The 15540-nt window shown below is 74.2% G+C and carries 13 protein-coding genes; 10 read left to right on the top strand and 3 right to left on the bottom strand.

Annotated features, from left to right (window positions below; genetic code table 11):
• Positions 1-120 precede the first annotated feature (120 nt).
• The 4 genes from ABFY07_RS29860 (at position 121) to ABFY07_RS29845 (ending at position 5047) form a co-directional block, all read left to right on the top strand.
• Complete coding sequence (locus tag ABFY07_RS29860; protein ID WP_065966956.1) at positions 121-981, top strand: helix-turn-helix domain-containing protein; 861 nt, start codon at positions 121-123, stop codon at positions 979-981.
• Positions 982-1218 carry a DUF397 domain-containing protein gene (locus ABFY07_RS29855; RefSeq protein ID WP_065966955.1) on the top strand — a complete coding sequence of 79 codons (237 nt, stop codon included), beginning with the start codon at positions 982-984 and terminating at the stop codon, positions 1216-1218.
• A gap of 63 nt (positions 1219-1281) precedes the next feature.
• A complete protein-coding gene (locus ABFY07_RS29850; protein WP_065966954.1) occupies positions 1282-2091 on the top strand; it encodes an SAM-dependent methyltransferase in 810 nt (269 codons plus the stop codon).
• 1705 nt (positions 2092-3796) lie between these two features.
• Positions 3797-5047: a transglycosylase family protein gene (locus ABFY07_RS29845; RefSeq protein WP_346177481.1), complete on the top strand. Its 1251-nt coding sequence runs from the start codon at positions 3797-3799 to the stop codon at positions 5045-5047.
• A 132-nt stretch (positions 5048-5179) separates the two neighbouring features.
• On the opposite strand, the gene ABFY07_RS29840 is transcribed toward ABFY07_RS29845, so the two are convergent.
• Positions 5180-5842, bottom strand: coding sequence for a DUF429 domain-containing protein (locus ABFY07_RS29840; RefSeq protein WP_346177480.1), 663 nt, complete (start codon positions 5840-5842; stop codon positions 5180-5182).
• 178 nt (positions 5843-6020) lie between these two features.
• Between ABFY07_RS29840 and ABFY07_RS29835 the strand changes: the two genes are divergently transcribed.
• Positions 6021-6650, top strand: coding sequence for a DUF4291 domain-containing protein (locus tag ABFY07_RS29835; RefSeq protein ID WP_346177479.1), 630 nt, complete (start codon positions 6021-6023; stop codon positions 6648-6650).
• Here ABFY07_RS29835 and ABFY07_RS29830 read toward each other — a convergent pair.
• A complete protein-coding gene (locus ABFY07_RS29830) occupies positions 6619-7194 on the bottom strand; it encodes a helix-turn-helix domain-containing protein (protein WP_346177478.1) in 576 nt (191 codons plus the stop codon). The two genes, ABFY07_RS29835 and ABFY07_RS29830, sit on opposite strands and share 32 nt — an antisense overlap.
• A gap of 46 nt (positions 7195-7240) precedes the next feature.
• On the opposite strand from ABFY07_RS29830, the gene ABFY07_RS29825 reads away from it, so the two are divergent.
• The 3 genes from ABFY07_RS29825 (at position 7241) to ABFY07_RS29815 (ending at position 12047) form a co-directional block, all read left to right on the top strand.
• Positions 7241-7783 carry a GNAT family N-acetyltransferase gene (locus tag ABFY07_RS29825; protein WP_346177477.1) on the top strand — a complete coding sequence of 181 codons (543 nt, stop codon included), beginning with the start codon at positions 7241-7243 and terminating at the stop codon, positions 7781-7783.
• Positions 7784-7849: 66 nt separating this feature from the next.
• Positions 7850-8266 carry a YchJ family protein gene (locus ABFY07_RS29820; RefSeq protein ID WP_346177476.1) on the top strand — a complete coding sequence of 139 codons (417 nt, stop codon included), beginning with the start codon at positions 7850-7852 and terminating at the stop codon, positions 8264-8266.
• A gap of 241 nt (positions 8267-8507) precedes the next feature.
• A complete protein-coding gene (locus ABFY07_RS29815) occupies positions 8508-12047 on the top strand; it encodes a phosphodiester glycosidase family protein (RefSeq protein WP_346177475.1) in 3540 nt (1179 codons plus the stop codon).
• 103 nt (positions 12048-12150) lie between these two features.
• Here ABFY07_RS29815 and ABFY07_RS29810 read toward each other — a convergent pair whose 3' ends face one another.
• Entirely contained in the window at positions 12151-12699 is a 549-nt protein-coding gene (locus tag ABFY07_RS29810; protein ID WP_346177474.1) for a tyrosine-type recombinase/integrase, read from the bottom strand.
• A gap of 155 nt (positions 12700-12854) precedes the next feature.
• Between ABFY07_RS29810 and ABFY07_RS29805 the strand changes: the two genes are divergently transcribed.
• Positions 12855-13358 (top strand): metallophosphoesterase family protein, encoded by a 504-nt coding sequence (locus tag ABFY07_RS29805; protein WP_346177473.1) that lies wholly within the window; start codon positions 12855-12857, stop codon positions 13356-13358.
• A gap of 125 nt (positions 13359-13483) precedes the next feature.
• A complete protein-coding gene (locus ABFY07_RS29800) occupies positions 13484-15529 on the top strand; it encodes an NAD(+) synthase (RefSeq protein ID WP_346177472.1) in 2046 nt (681 codons plus the stop codon).
• Positions 15530-15540 lie beyond the last annotated feature (11 nt).

Below are 15540 nucleotides of genomic sequence, written 5' to 3'. Positions count from 1 at the left end.
ATGCGTAACGCCTTGTGCACTTGGCAAGGGGCACTCTGAAAAGTGCAGAGTCGCAAGTGCAGTGTGTCCGCTCCATTCAGGGCATGACACACTTCGGGCATCAGCTGCGGGAGGTAAGAAGTGAGTGAACCGCGCTCCGCCCCGACCGTGGGCCAGGTCGTCCTCGGCAAGCGCCTGCGGGACCTGCGTGAACGGGCGGGTCTCAAGCGCGAGCAGGCCGCCAAGGTGCTGCACGTGGCCCCCGCCACCATCCGCAGGATGGAGACCGCCGAGGTCGCCCTGAAGATCCCGTATGTGCGGATGCTGCTGGAGGCCTACGGCGTCACGGGCGACGAGGCCGAGGCGTTCATCGCCCTGACCGAGGAGGCCAACCGGCCCGGCTGGTGGCAGCGGTTCCACGACATCCTGCCGGACTGGTTCAGCGTGCACGTCAGCCTTGAGGGCGCGGCCGCCATCATCCGCGCGTACGAGCCGCACTTCGTCCCCGGCCTGCTCCAGACCGAGGACTACGCCCGGGCCATCATGCGCACCGGCGCCGTCGGCCAGGTCGGCCCCGAGGACACCGAGCGGCATGTCGCCCTGCGCATGGAGCGCCAGGCGCTGCTCACCCGCGAGGACGCCCCCCACCTGTGGGTGGTGATGGACGAGACGGTGCTGCGCCGCCCCGTGGGCACCCCGGAGGTGATGCGGGGGCAGATCGACCGGCTGCTGGCGGCCACCGAGCGGCCGAACGTCACCCTGCAGATCGCGGAGTTCTCCTCGGGCCACCACCCGGGTACCTACGGGCCCTTCGTCCTCTTCCGTTTCGCTGTACCCGAACTGCCGGACATGGTCTACGTCGAGTACCTGACCGGCGCCGTCTACCTCGACGAACGTGTCGAGGTGGCCTCCCACCTGGAGGTCATGGACCGCATGGCGGCCCAGGCGGCAACCGCACGACGCACAAAGGAAATCCTCCGGGATTTCCGCAAGGAGCTCTGAATGGATCGCATTTACAACGGCATGCGCGCGGCCGACCTCGGTACCGAGGGCTGGCACAAGCCGTGGAGCGGCGGCAACGGCGGCAACTGCGTCGAGGCCAGGAAACTGGACGACGGCCGGGTCGCGCTCCGTCAGTCCACCGATCCGGAGGGCCCGGCGCTGATCTACACCCGCAACGAGATCATCGCCTTCATCCAGGGCGCCAAGGCCGGCAAGGCCGACTTCCTGGTGTCCTGAGGCACGTCTCCCGACGCACCACTCCCTTCACCCCCCATCGCGCCGACCCCCATGGAGCGCACCATGCCAGCACCCGAATCCGGCCTCGCCGGAATCGACACCAGCAGGCCCCACCCGGCCCGCGTCTACGACTACATACTCGGCGGCAAGAACAACTACCCGGTCGATGAACAACTCGCCCTGCGGGTCATGGACACCGACCCCACGGTCAGAACCTCCGCCCGGGTCAACCGGCTGTTCATGCACCGCGCGACCGAGTGGCTCGCCCGCACCGGCACCCGCCAGTTCCTCGACATCGGCACCGGCATCCCCACCGAGCCCAACCTCCACCAGATCGCCCAGCGGACGGCCCCCGAGTCCCGCGTGGTCTACACGGACAACGACCCCATCGTGCTCCGCCACGCCGAGGCCCTGCTGCGCAGCACACCGGAGGGGGCCACCCACTATCTCGAAGCCGATGTGCGCGAGCCCGGGAAGATCATGGACCTGGCCGCCGAGGTGCTCGACCTGAGCCGGCCGGTCGCCCTCTCCCTCATCTCGCTCATGCACTTCATCCCGGACGAGGACGGCGCCTACGACCTGGTGCACGCCCTGATGGACGCGCTGGCCCCGGGAAGCCACCTGGTGTTCTCCCACGCCACCTCCGACGGCAGCGAGGAGGAGGCGGAGAAGGTCGTGGCTCTCTACCGCGAGGGGGGCGTGACCTTGCGGCCGCGCACCCGGGCGGAGGTCGCGAGGTTCTTCCACGGCCTGGAGCCCGTCGGCCCCGCGCCCGTCCTGGTCTCGCAGTGGCGGCCGGACGCCGAGGCGGAGGAACTCGCGCCCGACGGCCCGAAGGTCACCGTCTACGCGGGCCTGGCGCGCAAGCCCTGAGCGCCGCGGGGCCGTACGGACCACGGCCCCGCCCTGCACCCATGGGGCCGCACGCGACACCGCCCGCCGCCGCCCCGCGGCAGCGGGCGAGTGTCCACGGGGGCCGGTCGTGTGCCGGACCGGCCTCGGCCGGTGGCCCGGCCCTCCGCGCGGTCGGCGCAGCTTCTCGGCGCGGGAGGCCTGGGCGCCCGGTGCCCGATGGGCGGTCGGCGGCACGCCGCGGCGCGGCGTGCGCCCCCGGTGGGGCGTCCAACGGGATGTCGTACGCACGGCTACGCCACGTCATGTACGGCGCCGGGCGGGGAACGACCGCCGTGCGCCGTAGGCGCGGTGCGCTCCCCCGGCGGCGCGGGCCCGGGCGGGACTCCGGGCGGGGGCCCTGGGCGCCTCACCGACGGTGGAGCCCGGGATAAAGACGCAAGGGCCGGCCTGGTCCCGACGATGCGGCGGGGAGAGATGATTAACCGCGAACCGCCCCGGGGGGCGGTCTGCGGAGGAAGTCGATGTGAATGCCATGGTATGCGCGGCGGCAGGTCTCCCGCTATACGTGGACCCTCTGATTCTCCGCCAGTTTCCGGGCCCGTGCGGGAGCCCGGATGGCGATCGCCTTTTCGGGAGAAGCGCGGCGGCGCGGGTTCGGCGGATCTCTCCCCTATCCCGCCGCTCACCGCTCACCGGGGGGCTCCACCTCACGCCTGGGCCGGATCTGAACGTGTGGGGGACGGAACCGCAAATCGATACGGAAGACAAGGGACGTGCCACCGGCGAGATCTCTTCATAAGGCCTGCCGTGCGACGTGGCACTTCTCCCGTGACGGCCCCGCGCCGCGCACCCCGCACGAGCAGCCGCACGCCCACCCCGCTCCCCCAGGGAGGAGCGGGGCCGCGGGCAGCGGCCCGCGCGGGAAGGCCTCGTCCCGACGCTCCGCACCGGGCGGAACCCCGGCACGCCGGAGCGGGTGAGGATACGAACGGGCGGGAAGGCCCAGGGACGGCCGGATATACGACCCGCTGGGGAGCGGAAGCCCCGCCCCGGACCCGAGCCCGGCTCGAACCCCCGCACCACGCACCACAAATGCATACGCCCAGGAGGGAACGGCTCACCACCGACCTCGACCTCCCTCCATCTCCCGCCCTCTCCCTATACCGTCCACCGCGACTCGACGGCGTCCCCGAAACAGGCCGGCGCCCGTTGACGCGTGGGGCATGGGTCATGAGGCATGAGCCATCGAGCATCACGGAGGGTCAAGGCCGGGCCGACGCCCAGGCTCCGCGGGCCGTCCCATGGCGCGGCCGTTCTTCTTCTCTCCTTCTCCTTTCGTCTCTCCTCCGTGGCGCGCGGTGCCGGTGGGGTCCGGAATCCAATCCCGTGGATTACCCGGCCGTCCCCACCGGGAAAGACTCATTTCCCGCCCACCCGGCCGCGGCCGGACCCCCGCCGGCGGGCCGGGCCGGGGACGCGCCCGGGGGCCGGCGGCGTCCAGGCCGCCGGCCGCGCCGGTCCCGGCCGTGCGCCCCCCGTCCTCCACGCGCCTTGCCGTGCCCGGCTGACGGGGCATCAGCTACGGCGGGGGTGGCGTTCGACGGCGCGCGGCCGGTCGTGCGGCCCCCTGCGCCTTGCGACCCGCGGGGCCCGGCTGCGGTACTCGTACAGCCCGCCGGGCCGCCGGTGGGCGAGTCGAAAGCTCGTGGAGAGGAACAGGCCCATGGCCCAACGACGAAGTCACCGCCGTTCCGCACCGCCCAGCCGGGTCTCGCCCCTGTGTGTCGCCCTCACCGCGGGCAGCGTGGGAATCGTCCTGCCGCTGCTGGGCGCCGAGCCGGCCGCCGCGGCCCCTTCGGAGGCCTGGGACAAGGTCGCCGAGTGCGAGAGCGGCGGCGACTGGGACATCAACACCGGCAACGGGTACTACGGCGGGCTGCAGTTCTCCCAGCACACCTGGGCGGCCTACGGCGGCACCAAGTACGCCGCCCGGGCCGACCTGGCGACCCGGTCCCAGCAGATCGCCGTGGCCGAGGCGGTGCTGCGCCGCCAGGGCCCGGGGGCCTGGCCGGTCTGCTCGGCGCGGGGCCGGCTGAGCCGCGACAGCCGGCCCGCGGCCGGCACCGACCACGGCGGCTCCCGCCACTCCACGGGATCCGGCCACTCCAGCGGCTCCGGCCACTCCACGGGATCCGGCCACGCCGCGGGATCCGGCAGTTCCCGCCACCGCGCGGCCACCCCACGGCGGCACGCCACCGGCTCCGGGCCGTACCGGGTCAGGCCCGGGGACTCGCTGTCGCGCATCGCGCTGCGCGAGTCGGTCAGCGGCGGCTGGAAGGCGCTCTACCGCGCCAACCGGAGCACCGTCGGCCCCGACCCGGACCTCATCCACCCCGGCCAGCGGCTCGCCCTGCCCTCCCGCGGCGGCCAGGCGCGCGAGGCCGCGGCGCACGGGAAGCGGCCGCGGGCCGGGCAGCCGCGCTCCGCGCGCGGCGGCGCCACGGCGGAGGGCGCCGCGGGGAACTCGTCGATCACCCCGGCGGTCGTGACGCGGCGCCCCGCGGCCCGGCGCGCCCACGTGTCACCGGTCAGCGGCCCGGTCGGCACCTCCTACGGCGTCCGGGGCCCGCGCTGGGCCGGCGGCCACCACACCGGCGTGGACTTCGTGGTGCCCGTCGGCACCGGGGTGCGCGCGGCCGCCCCGGGCGTCGTGGTGACCGCGGGCTGGGGCGGCTCGTACGGCTACGAGGTGGTCATCCGGCACGCGAACGGCCTCTACACCCAGTACGCCCACCTGTCCTCGCTCGCGGTGCGCCCCGGCCAGACGGTGGACGCCGGCCGGCGGATCGCCCGCTCCGGAGCCACCGGCAACGCCACCGGACCGCACCTCCACTTCGAGGTGCGCACCGGGCCGCGCTACGGCTCGGACATCGACCCCGTCGCCTACCTGCGCTCGCACGGGGTCGTTGTCTGACACCCCGTCGGGCCTGGTGAAACGGGGAGGCCGCCCGGCGGAGGGGGCCGGGCGGCCTCCCTCGCCCAGCAGGACACCGCGGTCAGTGGCGTCCGGGCCGAGGGCCCCGGTCGGCGGGACGGGGGGAGGGGGTCAGTACCAGATGGCCACCGGGAGCCCGTCGCGCGTCGCCTGGGGCAGGTCGGGCAGGCTCACCGCGGTGCCGAGGGCGATCCGGTGGGCGCTCCAGGCCGCCGCCGCGGCGTCCAGGACGTCGTCGGGCGGGACGCGGCCGGCCGGGCCGAGGTCGTCCGGCAGGGTGATGCCCCGCTCGCCGAGCAGCCGCCGCCGCTGGGCCTGGCCGTTCCAGCTCTTCTTGCGCCAGGCCAGCGGGCGCCCGCCGGCCAGGGCCGCGAAGGAGACCTCCGGGTGCACCTCGTACAGGCGCCGCTCGCCACCCTCCCGGCAGGCGTTGGCCTCCCGCAGCTTCGGGGCCAGGCCCCAGGACTGGCGGGACAACCCCGAGCCGGTGAGGCGGCGGCAGCGCTCGTTCGCCGCGTCATATCCGGACTCCTCCCACACCGGGCGCGGCGGCACCGGAAAGACCCGGGAGCGGTGCGGGGCGACCAGGCCGAGCGCCAGCTCGTCCGCGCGGCGCCGCCCCGACTCCAGCAGCCCGAGCGGCATGTCGACCGCCACCACGGCGGCTTCCGGCAGCCGCGCCAGCAGCGCGGCCAGCGCCGGATCGGCGTCGGCGCCCGCGTACCGGCCGTCGCGCAGGACCACCGCCACCCAGCCGCCCGGACAGGCGTCCACCCCCACGACGCACGGGGCAGCGGGCCCGGCGGGAGGAGGAGTGCGAGAGACATCGCTACGGGAACCCATGGCTCGTATCCGACCACGCCGACACCCCGGCCACACCCACCACGCCGACATTCGCGGGGCCGCTTAATTCGCTGGCCCCACACGGCACATCCCCGCCACCCTGAGCGGCATGCAAGCACCACCCCATCAGATCCGCGCGCTGTACACGGCCTCCACGGTCACCGTCTACCAGGCGTACGCCCCGCACCTCGGGCTGCCCGCGGCGCGCGACGGCCGCTTCCCGGCCGCCTGGAAGCGCGACCGGATGACCTGGATCAAGCCGTCGTTCCTGTGGATGATGTACCGCTGCGGCTGGGGCGCCAAGGAGGGGCAGGAGACCGTCCTGGCCGTCGAGATCACCCGTGAGGGGTTCGAGTGGGCGCTGGCCCGGTCGTGCCTGTCGCACTACGAGCGCGGCCTCCACCCCGACCAGGCGTCCTGGAAGCGCGCGCTCAGGGCCGCCCCCGCCCGGGTCCAGTGGGACCCGGAGCGCGATCTGCGGCTGCGGCCGCTGCCCTACCGCTCCCTGCAACTCGGCCTCGCCGGCGAGGCGGCGCGCCGGTACGCGGACGAGTGGACGGTCTCGATCACCGATGTGACCCCGCTGGCCCACGAGATCCACGCCCTGGTGCGCCGCGACGAGCCGGCCGCGGCGGCGAAGCTGCTGCCCGAGGAGCGCCCGTATCCGGCCGGGGACGACCTGCTGCGCCATCTCATCGCGGGCACCGTCAGCGGGGCTGTGCCGCGCGGGGCCGCATGATGAGCGCGGCGACGTGGTAAGCGCAGGGCTCGCGGCCGGGGTTGGCGTAGCCGTGGGCGACGTCGGCGGCGAAGTAGGCCGAGTCCCCCGCGTCGAGCTCCACCGTCCTGCCGCCGAGGGTCAGCCGCAGGGTCCCCGACTCCACGACGACGAACTCATGGGAGCCCGGGGCGTACGCGGGGAACGTTCCCGCGTCGCAGCCGGGTGGCAGGGTGGTGCGGATCCATTCGAAGTTCACGCCGGGCACCACGGGGGTGAGGACGGTCCGCCGCCACCCTCCGGGCTCCTCGACGGTGTCCTGGTCGGCCGCCCTGCGGACCACGACGCGGCTGTCCTCGGGCTCGGCGACCAGGTCGGCGAGCGGCACGCCGAGCCCGTCCGCGATGCGGGCGAGGACGAGGACCGTGGGCGCCTTCCGGCCGCGCTCCACGGAGGACAGCATGCTCACGCTCACCTCGGCCGCGTCGGCCAGCCGCTGCAGGGTCAGGCCGCGCGCGTGCCGCAGCCCCTGCACGCGGGTGCCCAGGGTCACGAGATCCAGCATTCCTCTATAATAAGCGCTTCTTACCCTATAGCGAAAAGAGCCGACCATGACGCTCCCGGAAGCCGCCATCCGGCCGGCGGTCCGCGCCGATCTGAAGGCCGTCGCCGACATCTACGCCCACTACGTCCGGCACACCGTGGCCACCTTCGACGAGACCCCCCGCTCCACCGCCGACTGGGAGCGGCGGTTCGACGAACTCACCGCCCACGGCCTGCCCTTCCTGGTCGCCGAACTCTCCGGCGCCCTGGCCGGGTTCGCGTACGCCGGGCCGTGGCGCCCCAAGCCGGCGTACCGGTACACCGTGGAGGACACCATCTACCTGGCACCCGACGCCACCGGCCGGGGCCTGGGCACCGCCCTGCTGGGCCCCCTGATCACCGAGGCCGGCCGCGCGGGCCGGCGGCGGATGATCGCGGTCATCGCGGACACCGGCAGCGACGCCTCCGCCGCCCTGCACCGCCGCTTCGGCTTCACTGACGCCGGCCGGCTGACGGCCGTGGGCCACAAGCACGGCCGCTGGATCGACACCCTCCTCATGCAGCGGCCCCTGGAAGCCGCGGAAGCCACGGAGACCGCAAAGTCCGCCTGAGCGCGGCGCACCGCCCGCGGATTCCCCGCCCCCGGACCCCGGGAGGGCAGCGGTCACAATGAAGCCATGTCCCGACGCGCACGACGCCCGCAGCCGCCCCGCCCGGCACCCTGCCCCTGCGGGCTGCCCGCCGCCTACGACGACTGCTGCGGCCCCCTGCACCGCGGCCTGGCCCGGGCGGCCACCCCCGAGCAGCTGATGCGCTCCCGCTACAGCGCCTTCGTCCGCCGGGACGAGGCGTATCTGCTGCGCAGCTGGCACCCCGACACCCGGCCCGCGCGCATCGACTTCGACCCCGCGCTGCGCTGGCGGGGCCTCGACGTCCTCGCCGCCACCGAAGGCAGCGCCTTCCACTCCACCGGCACCGTCGAGTTCCGCGCCCACTACATCGAGGGCGGCCGCGCCGGGGAACTCCACGAGACCAGCCGCTTCACGCGCCACGACGGGGACTGGGTCTACGTGGACGGCACCCTCCACGGCTGAGCCCCCGACGCCAGAGCCCTGAACACCTGCACCCGACGCCAGAGCCCTGAACACCTGCACCCGACGCCTGAGCCCTCGACGCCTGAACCGCCCGCGCGAGCCCGGCGCACACCCCCGGCTCGCGCGCCGCGATGTTTCCCAGGATGTTGCCGACGACTCCTGGCGCAAGGTCAACTCCCCCCGGGATGCTGGGGCGCTGTGCGTGTGAACCACGCGAAGCCGACGGTTCCCTGGAGTTGCCGTGCCACCTGTCGCTCTCGCCAGACCCGCGGCGGTCCTGGCCGCGGTGTCCGCCCTGTTGCTGGGCGCCGCCGGCCAGGCCGCCGCCGACAACACCCCCTCCCCCGCCCCCGAGCCGCTGCCCCGGTCCTCCACCGAGATGCTGCGGCCCGTCGCGCCGCCGGCCGCCAGCAGCGCGGGCGGGCGGGACGGGGCCGCGACCCGGTCCGTCGCCGACGGGGACGGCATCGAGACCGCGCGCAGCACACGGCCGGTCGCCCCCGGGGTGAAGCTGACCTCGTACGACCGGCTCGAGTCCGACAAGTGGCTGCGGGTCGACGCGCTGTCGGTGGACCTGGGAAGCGGCGCGAAGGTCGACTACCTCCACCCGGACAAGGTCGCCGCCCGCGAGCCCGTGTCCAAGCTCGCCGCCGAACACGACCCCGGGCCGGGCCGCCGCACCGTCGCCGCCATCAACGGCGACTTCTTCGACATCAACCAGACCGGCGCGCCCGAGGGGAACGGCATCAGCGGCGGCCGGGTGGTCAGTTCGGCCTCCGCGGGCGCGGCCGGCAGCCGTGCCGTCGGCATCGGGCCGGGCGACGCGGGCCGGGTCCTCCAGCTGTACTTCGACGGCACGCTCACCCTTCCCGACGGCCCGCACCCCCTCGCCGCGCTCAACTCGGCCAACGTGCCCGCCGGGGGCATCGCCGCCTACACCGCCCAGTGGGGGGAGGCGGACCGCGCCCAGACCGTGGACGGCGCGAAGCGCACCGCCGAAGTCGCCGTCGTGGACGGCAAGGTCACCTCCGTGACCACCACGCCCGGCAAGGGCGCGATACCCGCCGGCACCACCCTGCTGATCGGCAAGGACGCCGGAGCCGACGCCCTGGCGGGCCTCGCCGTCGGCGACGCGGTCTCCTGGGAGTACCGCCCGCGCCCCGACGCCGGCGAGACCCCGGACACCGCCGTCAGCGGCCGGGAACTCCTGGTCGTGGACGGCAAGGCCGTCGGCCACGACGGCGAGGGCAACAACACCGCCGCCCCGCGCACCGCCGTCGGCTTCTCCCGCGACGGCCGTACCATGCAGGTCCTCACCGTGGACGGGCGGCAGGCCGACAGCGGCGGCGTCACGCTCACCGAACTCGGCGTGATGATGAAGGACGCGGGCTCCTACAGCGCGCTCAACCTCGACGGCGGCGGCTCCTCCACCCTGGTGGCCCGCGCGCCCGGCAGCGACACCGCGCGGGTGGAGAACAGCCCGTCCGACGGCAGCGAGCGCACCGTCCCCAACGGCCTGGCGTTCACCGCCCCCGACGGCAGCGGCCGGCTCAAGGGCTTCTGGGTGGAGACGGCGGCCGACCCCGGGTCGGCCCCCACCGCCGACCCGGTCAGGGGCGGCCACCCCGAGCGCGTCTTCCCCGGGCTGACCCGCCGGCTGACCGCCGCCGGATACGACGAGACGTACGGCCCCGCCGCGGGCACCCCCACCTGGCGGACGGCCGACCCCCACATCGGCCGGGTCGGCTCCGACGGCACCTTCACCGCCCGGCACAGCGGCACCACGAAGGTCACGGCCCGCCGGGGAGCCGCGCACGGCGACATCGCGCTGACCGTTCTCGACGACCTCGACCGGATCCAGCCCACCACCCGGCTGATCGGCCTGAAGGACGCCGCCGCCACCGGCCGCTTCGGCGTGGTCGGCCTGGACGCGCACGGCACCAGCGCCCCCGTCGAACCCTCCGACGTCCGGCTCGACTACGACCACGACCTCTTCGACATCACCCCCGACCCGGACTCGGGGGACTTCACCGTCAAGGCCCACGGCGGCCAGGGCGCCGGCCAGGTCAAGGTCACCGTCGCGGGCACCACGACCGTGCTCGCGGTCACCGTGGGGCTGACCGAGCGGCCGGAGGCCGACTTCGACGACGCCGCGCGGTGGACGTTCAGCCAGGCCCGCGCCTCCGGCTCGATCGCCGCCACCCCCGAAGGACACAGCGGCACCGGCCTGGAGCTGACCTACGACTTCACCCAGTCCACCGCCACCCGCGCCGCCTACGTCAGCCCGCCGCAGCAGATCGCCGTGGAGGGCCAGCCGCAGTCCTTCGGGCTGTGGATCAAGGGTGACGGCAAGGGGGCCTGGCCCACGCTCCACCTCAAGGACGCGGCGGGTTCCGACCAGTTGCTGCGCGGCCCCTACGTCACCTGGACCGGCTGGCGACATGTCGACTTCGCCGTCCCGGCCGGGGTCTCGTACCCGCTGAAGGTCCAGCGCTTCTATCTCGCCGAGACCGGCGCCACCCGCCAGTACACCGGCCGGATCACCATCGACGACCTGACCGCCCAGGTCCCGCCCGCCGTGGACCTGCCCGCGCGGGCGACCCACCCGGACCCGCTCATCGGCACCGCCGCCCGCGCCGAGGGCCGGGACTGGCGGTTCGCCGTCATGTCGGACGCCCAGTTCGTGGCCCGCGACCCGGACAGCGCCATCGTCGCCCAGGCCCGCCGCACCCTGCGGGAGATCAAGGCGGCCCGCCCCGACTTCCTCGTCATCGACGGCGACCTGGTCGACGAGGGCTCCCCCGCCGACCTCGCCTTCGCCCGGAAGGTCCTCACCGAGGAGCTGGGCGACGCCGTGCCCTGGACGTATGTGCCGGGCAACCACGAGGTGATGGGCGGCAAAATCGACAACTTCGAGGCCGAATTCGGCCCCGCCCACCGCGTCTTCGACCACCGCGGCACCCGCTTCATCACCCTGGACACCTCCAGCCTGAGCCTGCGCGGCGGCGGCTTCGACCAGATCCAGGCGTTGCGCGCCCAGCTCGACGCGGCGGCGAAGGACCCGGACATCGGCTCGGTGATGGTGATCCAGCACGTGCCCCCGCGCGACCCCACCCCCCAGCAGGGCAGCCGGCTCGGCGACCGCAAGGAGGCCGCGCTGCTGGAGAACTGGCTCGCGGAGTTCCGCCGCACCACCGGCAAGGGCGCCGCGTTCATCGGCGGCCACGTGGGCACCTTCCACGCCTCACGCGTCGACGGCGTGCCGTACCTGATCAACGGCAACTCGGGCAAGAACCCCGCCACCCCGCCCGACCAGGGCGGCTTCACCGGCTGGTCCATGGTCGGCGTCGACGAGGTCTCCGAGCACCAGCGGACCCGCGCCCGCCAGGCCCCCTGGACCGGCGGACCCGACTGGGTGTCCGTCCAGACCCGGCCCCATGTCGACGGCGCCGACGGGCTGACCCTGGCCGCCCCGGCCGAACTGCCCGCCGGGCAGGACGCCGAGGTCGCCGCGACCCTGCTCCAGGGAGGGGGCGCCGACCCCCGCCGGGTGCCCGTCGCCTTCCCGGTGAGCGCGGACTGGACCGGATCGCCGAACCTCTTCATCGGCGACCCCGACAAGGCCCGGCACCGGCCGCGCTACGTCGCCGCGTACGACCCGGCGACGGGCCGGCTCACCGCGCTGCGCCCGGGCACGGCCACCCTCGCGGTGACGGTGAACGGGGTGACGGCCAAGACGGGCTTCGACGTCACCGCCCAGCGGCTCAGCGCCGCGGGCTAGCCTCCGTCCGGGCCGTCCCGGCTTGGGCCTGGACGGCCCGCGACTTTGCCCACGGCACCCCCGGTCGCCGCCGGGGGTGCCCCACCCGCCGGGCGCCTCCCCCTCAGGTCCGTGACCAGACGCGGCGGAGCTGTTCGAAGCGGGTGGGCAGCGGGGGGCGGCGGGCGGCGTGGGTGGCGTTGGTGCGGTGGACGAAGCGGCGCCAGGAGAGTACGAGACCCTGGCGGGTGATGGGCAGCCCGGCGGCGACGGTGACGCCGTTGTCGTGGGTGTGGTGCACCGTGAGCAGCAGGGCCTTCGGCACCGTCCCCTCCAGCTCCGCGCACAGCCCCTGACGCACCCGCAGCCAGCGGCGCAGCACGATGACCGTGCCCGGGTCCAGGCCGTGCCGGCGCGGGACGCGGTGCTTGCCGTGTTCGATGGTCACCCAGGCCGCGTCGAGGTCCAGCGCATCGGTGGTGCAGCGCAGCAGGTCCCCGTAGCGCGCGCCGGTGGCCCGGGCCAGCCCGACCACCACGGCGAGCCGCACCGTCTCGGGCAGGGCCCCGTCCTCCAGCGCCTGCACCGACAGCAGCCGCCACACCCACTCCGCCTCGGCGGCCGACACCACCGGACGCGGATAGCGGTCCGTCGCCTTCTCCTGCTCCGCCATCACCGTTCACCCCTCCCGGCTCCGCTTACCCCGGCCCGATTACCCCGCTCCGAGCCGCTTGGCACACTATTTTTCACCCATCGGGTCGCGTCGCACGTTACGCGGCCCCTCCGACACGGCGGGCGTCCGGCGGGCCCGCGCGGTAGGGTCGCCGGGTGCGGTTGCTGCTGATGGCCGACACCCATGTCCCCCGGCGCGCCAGGGAGCTCCCCGAGGAGCTGCTGGCCGAGGTGGCGCGCGCCGATGTGGTGGTCCACGCCGGCGACTGGGTGGACACCGCCACCTTCGACCTGCTCCAGGCCCGCTCCCGGCGGCTGATCGGGGTGTACGGCAACAACGACGGCCCGGCGCTGCGGGCGCGGCTGCCGGAGGTGGCGTACGCGGAGCTGGGCGGGGTACGCGTGGGCGTGGTGCACGAGACGGGGCCGGCACGGGGGCGGGAGGCACGTTGCGCCGAGCGTTTCCCGGAGCTGGACGTGCTGGTGTTCGGGCACAGCCACATTCCGTGGGACTCCGTGGCCGGGGACCGGCTGCGGCTGCTCAACCCGGGCTCGCCCACCGACCGGCGCAGACAGCCGTACCGCACCTATATGACGGCCGAGGTGTCGTCGGGGCGGCTGTCCGGCGTGGAGCTGCACCGGCTGCCGCCCCGCCGCTGACCTGGCGGCCGTTGCCGGGGGAACCCGCGGCCCGCCGCAGCGCGGCGCGGGGCCGGGTGGCATGCTGCTGGGACCGCGCCGGCAGGGCACGGTCGATGTGATCCACTGCATTCGAGGACGTCACGTTGAACTTCTGGTCGATCTATCAGCACGGCTTCGCGCGCGTCGCCGCGTGTACGGGCCACACCGCCATCGCCGACCCGCCGGCCAACGCCGAAGCGGTCCTGCGGCAAGCGCGCCGGTGCGCGCGGGAGGGGGTGGCGGTCGCCGTCTTCCCCGAGCTGGGCCTGTGCGGCTACTCGATCGAGGACCTGCTGCTGCAGGACGCGTTGCTCGACGAGGTGGAGGCGGCGCTCGAGACGGTGGTGGCCGGGTCGGCGGAGCTGCTTCCGGTGCTGGTCGTCGGCGCCCCGCTGCGCCACCGCAACCGGATCTACAACTGCGCGGTGGTGGTGCACCGCGGCCGGATCCTCGGCGTCGCGCCCAAGTCGTACCTGCCGAACTACCGGGAGTTCTACGAGCGGCGGCAGATCGCCGCGGGCGACGACGAGCGCGGCGGGACGATCCGGGTCGGCGGCGCGACGGTGCCGTTCGGAGTGGATCTGCTCTTCGCGGCGCAGGACGTGCCCGGTCTTGTGGTGCACGCGGAGATCTGCGAGGACATGTGGGTGCCGGTGCCCCCGAGCGCGGAGGCGGCCCTGGCCGGGGCGACCGTGCTCGTCAACCTGTCGGGCAGCCCGATCACGGTCGGCCGGGCCGAGGACCGGCGGCTGCTGTGCCGCGCGGCGTCCTCGCGCTGCCTGGCCGCGTATGTCTACGCGGCGGCCGGCCAGGGCGAGTCGACCACCGACCTGTCCTGGGACGGCCAGACCATGATCTACGAGAACGGGGTGCTGCTGGCCGAGACCGACCGGTTCCCGGTCGACGACCGGTGCGCGGTGGCCGACGTGGACCTGGACCTGCTGCGGCAGGAGCGGCAGCGGATGGGCACGTTCGACGACAACCGCCGCACCCACGCCGCGCGCGCCGGCGGCTTCCGGGAGGTGTCGTTCCGGCTCGACCCGCCGACGGCCGACCTCGGGCTGCGGCGTCGCCTGGAGCGCTTCCCGTTCGTCCCGGCCGACCCGGACCGCCTCGCCCTGGACTGCTACGAGGCGTACAACATCCAGGTCGCGGGGCTCCAGCAGCGGCTGGCGGCGATCGGCGGCCCGAAGGTGGTCATCGGGGTGTCGGGCGGTCTCGACTCCACCCACGCGCTGATCGTCGCGGCCCGGGCGATGGACCGCGCGGGCCGCCCGCGCAGCGACATCCTGGCCTTCACCCTGCCGGGCTTCGCCACCAGCGATCACACCAAGGACAACGCCCACAAGCTGATGCGCGCGCTCGGCGTCACCGCCGCCGAGCTGGACATCACCCCGACCGCGCGGCTGATGCTCCGCGAGATGGGCCACCCCTTCGCGTCCGGCGAGCCGGTGTACGACGTCACCTTCGAGAATGTGCAGGCCGGGCTGCGCACCGACTACCTGTTCCGGCTGGCCAACCAGCGCGGGGGCATCGTGCTCGGCACCGGCGACCTGTCGGAGCTGGCGCTGGGCTGGTCCACCTACGGCGTGGGCGACCAGATGAGCCACTACAACGTCAACTCGGGGGTGCCGAAGACGCTGATCCAGCACCTGATCCGCTGGGTCATCAACAGCGGCCAGTTCGACGAGGAGACCGGCTCGACGCTGGCCGCGATCCTCGACACGGAGATCAGCCCGGAGCTGGTGCCGGGCGAAGAGCTTCAGTCCACCGAGTCCAAGATCGGTCCGTACGCGCTGCACGACTTCACCCTCTTCCACGTGCTGCGCTACGGGTTCCGGCCGTCGAAGATCGCCTTCCTGGCCTGGCACGCCTGGCACGACCGGGAGGCCGGCGACTGGCCGCCGAACTTCCCGGAGGCCAAGCGGGCGGCGTACGACCTGCCGGAGATCCGGCGCTGGCTGGAGGTCTTCTGCCGCCGCTTCTTCGCGTTCGCGCAGTTCAAGCGCTCCGCGATGCCGAACGGTCCGAAGGTCTCGGCCGGTGGTTCGCTCTCGCCGCGCGGCGACTGGCGCGCGCCGTCCGACGGTACGGCCCATGCCTGGCTGCGCGACCTCGCCCGGTTCGACGCGCCGGAGGCCGGGCGGTAGCCGGCGCGTCA

The sequence above is a fragment of the Streptomyces sparsogenes subsp. cuspidosporus genome, assembly GCF_039532705.1.
GTDB lineage: Bacteria > Actinomycetota > Actinomycetes > Streptomycetales > Streptomycetaceae > Streptomyces > Streptomyces sparsogenes.
The sequence above is the reverse complement of the archived record's forward strand: the minus strand, read 5'-3'. Positions and strand labels throughout refer to the sequence as shown.

What these genes read in the sequence shown, in the direction of transcription:
- ABFY07_RS29810 (WP_346177474.1), bottom strand. Translation starts at nt 12,699, where the DNA reads ATGGCGGAGCAGGAGAAGGCGACGGACCGCTATCCGCGTCCGGTGGTG.
- ABFY07_RS29820 (WP_346177476.1), top strand. Translation starts at nt 7,850, where the DNA reads ATGTCCCGACGCGCACGACGCCCGCAGCCGCCCCGCCCGGCACCCTGC.
- ABFY07_RS29830 (WP_346177478.1), bottom strand. Translation starts at nt 7,194, where the DNA reads ATGCTGGATCTCGTGACCCTGGGCACCCGCGTGCAGGGGCTGCGGCAC.
- ABFY07_RS29855 (WP_065966955.1), top strand. Translation starts at nt 982, where the DNA reads ATGGATCGCATTTACAACGGCATGCGCGCGGCCGACCTCGGTACCGAG.
- ABFY07_RS29850 (WP_065966954.1), top strand. Translation starts at nt 1,282, where the DNA reads ATGCCAGCACCCGAATCCGGCCTCGCCGGAATCGACACCAGCAGGCCC.
- ABFY07_RS29845 (WP_346177481.1), top strand. Translation starts at nt 3,797, where the DNA reads ATGGCCCAACGACGAAGTCACCGCCGTTCCGCACCGCCCAGCCGGGTC.
- ABFY07_RS29835 (WP_346177479.1), top strand. Translation starts at nt 6,021, where the DNA reads ATGCAAGCACCACCCCATCAGATCCGCGCGCTGTACACGGCCTCCACG.
- ABFY07_RS29825 (WP_346177477.1), top strand. Translation starts at nt 7,241, where the DNA reads ATGACGCTCCCGGAAGCCGCCATCCGGCCGGCGGTCCGCGCCGATCTG.